Genomic DNA, 3197 nt, shown 5'->3' with positions numbered 1-3197 from the left:
GGCGCAGCAGCTCGGCGTGGGCACGCCGGGCATCGTGGAGGCGGACGGCACGGTACGGCTGGGCACGGCGCTGCCCGGTTGGACGGGGCTGCGGCTCGGGGAGCGGCTGAGCCGGTCCTTCCGCTGCCCGGTGCTGGTGGAGAACGACGCCAACGCTGCGGTGCTCGCGGAGCACTGGAAGGGCGCGGCGGCCGAGACCGACGACGTGGTGTTCGTGCTGGCCGGGCTGAGCCCCGGGGCCGGTTCGCTGATCGGCGGGCGGCTGCACCGGGGCTACGGCGGGGCGGCCGGGGAGATCGGCGCGCTGCATCTGCTGGGCCGGGAGGCGACGCCGGAGGCGCTGCTGTCCACCACCGACGAGCCGCTGCACCCGCTGGACGAGCAGGCGGTCGCCGAGGTGTTCGCGCTGGCGCGCGGCGGCGATCCGCGGGCACGGGCGGCCGTGGAGCGGTTCATCCAGCGCCTGGTGCACGACGTGGCCGCGCTGGTGCTGGCGCTGGATCCGGAGCTGGTCGTGATCGGCGGCTGGGCGGCCGGTCTGGACGGCGTCCTCGAGCCCCTGCGCCGCGAACTGGCCCGCTACTGCCTGCGCCCGCCCCGGGTGGCACTGTCGGTCCTCGGCGAGGCGGCGGTGGCCACGGGGGCGCTGCGGCTCGCGCTGGACCACGTGGAGGAGAAGCTGTTCGCCGTGGACAGCACGGTCACGCGGCGCTGAGCCTGGGCGCGGCGCGGGCACGGCTGGGCCTGGGCACGGTGTGGGCACGGCTGGGCCTGGGCACGGTGTGGGCTCGGATGCCGGGCCCGCCCGCGAAGTGGGTGTGCGTCGCTTGCCCGCAGGCGTGGGCCGGCGTACCCGCGTCACGGTGACCCGGCCAGACGCGGCCGTGGGTCGGCGTACCTCCGAGGTGTCCTCCAGTCGCCGTGCGGTCCGGCGACGCGGAGGTCAGGAGGCTCGCTGCTGTGGGTCGTGGTGTATCTCCACGCCCGCCGAGTCGCCGAAGGTGAGCCGGCAGGTGTCGGCGCGGTAGGTGGCCACCGACAGGGCGGCGGTGCGGCCCTGGGCGAACAGCCGCACCGCGTCGTCGGTGGGCAGCGGCTCCACCAGGAAGACCTCCTCGCCCGGCAGGCCCAGCGGCTCCTGGCTGGTGGCCAGTACGCGCAGACCGGGCGCGGTGCGCAGCAGGAGGGTGGTGAGTTCGGCGGCGGCGTCCACGACGTGCTCGCAGTTGTCGAGGACGAGCAGGGTGCGGCGGTCGCGCAGGACGGCGGCGAGGTGGTGCGCGGGGGACCGGGTGCCGGTGCCGGAGACCGGTACGGCGGAGGGCGCGTGGTCGCTGATGCCGAGGGAGGCGGCGACGACCTGGGCGAGGTCGGCGGCCGTCCCGCCGCGGACGCCGGAGAACTCCACGATCCAGGCCCCGTCGGGCAGTTCGGCGGCGGACGGGTCGGTGAGGAGCGCGTCGGCCGCCGCCACCGCCAGCCGTGTCTTGCCCACACCGCCGGGGCCGGTGAGGGTCACCAGGCGGGCGGTGCCGAGGAGTCCGGTCACCCGGTCGAGGGCGTCGCGGCGGCCGATGAGGGGGGTGAGGGAGGCGGGCAGGTTGGAGGGGGCGGGTGCCGGGGGCGCGTCGGCCTTCGGGGGTGCGGCGGGCGTCCCGGGTTCTTCGGCGGTGGCGTCGGCGGGGCGCGGCGCGACCGTGAGCGCCGGGTCCTGGCGGAGCACCGCCTGGTGCAGCGCGGCTAGTTCGGGGCTCGGTTCGACACCCAGGTCGGCGACGAGCCGGGCGCGCAGGTCCTCGTAGGCCGCGAGGGCCTCGCTCTGCCGGCCCGCCGCGTACAGCGCCCGTATCTGGAGCGCGCGCAGCCGTTCCCGCAGCGGGTGCCGGGCCACCAGGTCGGCCAGCTCCCCGGCGAGGAGCACGTGTTCGCCGGCCGCCAGTCGGGCCTCGGCCTGCTCCTCCAGCACCGACAGCCGCTGGTCGGTCAGGCGCTGCGCCGCCGCGCGGGCGAACTCCTGGTCGGCGAAGTCGGCGTAGGCCGGTCCGCGCCACAGCCCGAGGGCCTCGGTGAGCAGGGCGGCCCGGTCGTCCGGGGTCTCGACGGCGCGGGCCCGGTCCACCAGCTCGCGGAACCGGACGGCGTCCACCTCGTCGGTGTCGTCCAGCCGCAGCCGGTAGCCGGCCGGCTGGAGTTGTACCCGGTCCCGGCCCAGCACCCGGCGCAGCTGCGAGACCTTGGCCTGGAGGGCGCCGGCGGGCCGGCCCGGCGGGCGGTCGCCCCACAGGTCGTCGATCAGCCGGTCCGCGGAGACCGGTCCGCCGTCGTGGGCGAGCAGGTCGGCGAGCAGCGCCCGGACCTTCGCCTCGGGAACCCTGACGGCCACCCCCTCGTCGTCCCACACCGCCAGTGGGCCGAGCACGCCAAACCGCATGTGCGTCACTGTACGTCACGGTGCCGATCCGATGGCGAGACCGCCCGGCCGTGCCCGGACCACCGGCGGTTTCGCCCGCCGCCGGGTGTTCCGCCGGCCGGCCGCGGCACCGTACGCCAGCCCGTCCCGGCCGCCCGTGGGCTGTCCGCAGGCCCGGATGTCTGCCGGTCCCGGGCGCCTGTGAGCCGGCCGCGATGTCGTACGTCTGCCGGTCCGGGCTCCCGTGAGCCGTCCGCAGGACCGTACGTCAGCCGGTTCCGGGGGCCCTGAGCCGGCCGTAAGCCGCACGTCAGCGCGTCCCTGCCGCTCGTGAGCCGGCCGTAAGCCGTCCGGAAGGTTTTCCGAAGCGCCTGGGCGCAAGGTCGTTTCCACCGAGCCGTTGTGGCAGGTGCGGCGCAGGAAGAGGAAGCAGCATGACCAAGTACGCGGGCCGGACGGCCGTAGTCGTCGGAGAGGCCACCGCCATCGGACTGGCCGTGGCCAAGCGTCTGGTGGAGGGCGGCGCCCAGGTCGTGCTGACCGCCCGCACCACGAAGGAGCGGGACCGCCTGGGCCGGGAACTGGGCTCCGCCGCCCGGGTCGTCGCCCCGTCCGACGTGACCGCCTGCCTGGGGCCCGGCGGTGTCGTCGACCTGCTGTTCGCGGACGTCGTGGCCACCGCCCGGCCGCTGCTGCCGCGGCTTCGGGACGGTGGCGCGGTCGTGCTGACGACCCCGGCGCCCTCGCCCGCCGCCGAACTCACCACCCTCCTGCTGCGCACCGCGCC

Annotated in this window: 2 protein-coding genes and 1 pseudogene; 2 read left to right on the top strand and 1 reads right to left on the bottom strand. The window is 76.5% G+C overall.

Annotation, left to right across the window (positions count from 1 at the left end):
* On the top strand, positions 1-715 hold a 715-nt coding region (locus H5J33_RS28710), incomplete at its 5' end, for an ROK family protein (protein ID WP_181797739.1).
* A 327-nt stretch (positions 716-1042) separates the two neighbouring features.
* Here H5J33_RS28710 and H5J33_RS28705 read toward each other — a convergent pair.
* Positions 1043-2431: pseudogene (locus H5J33_RS28705) on the bottom strand (BTAD domain-containing putative transcriptional regulator); the annotation flags it as partial.
* Positions 2432-2844: 413 nt separating this feature from the next.
* Here H5J33_RS28705 and H5J33_RS28700 point away from each other — a divergent pair.
* Positions 2845-3197, top strand: a 353-nt coding sequence (locus H5J33_RS28700; protein WP_181797737.1) for an SDR family NAD(P)-dependent oxidoreductase, incomplete at its 3' end; no start/stop codon positions are given.

Source organism: Streptomyces sp. WELS2, from assembly GCF_013870595.1.
Lineage (GTDB): Bacteria > Actinomycetota > Actinomycetes > Streptomycetales > Streptomycetaceae > Streptomyces.
The sequence above is the reverse complement of the archived record's forward strand: the minus strand, read 5'-3'. Positions and strand labels throughout refer to the sequence as shown.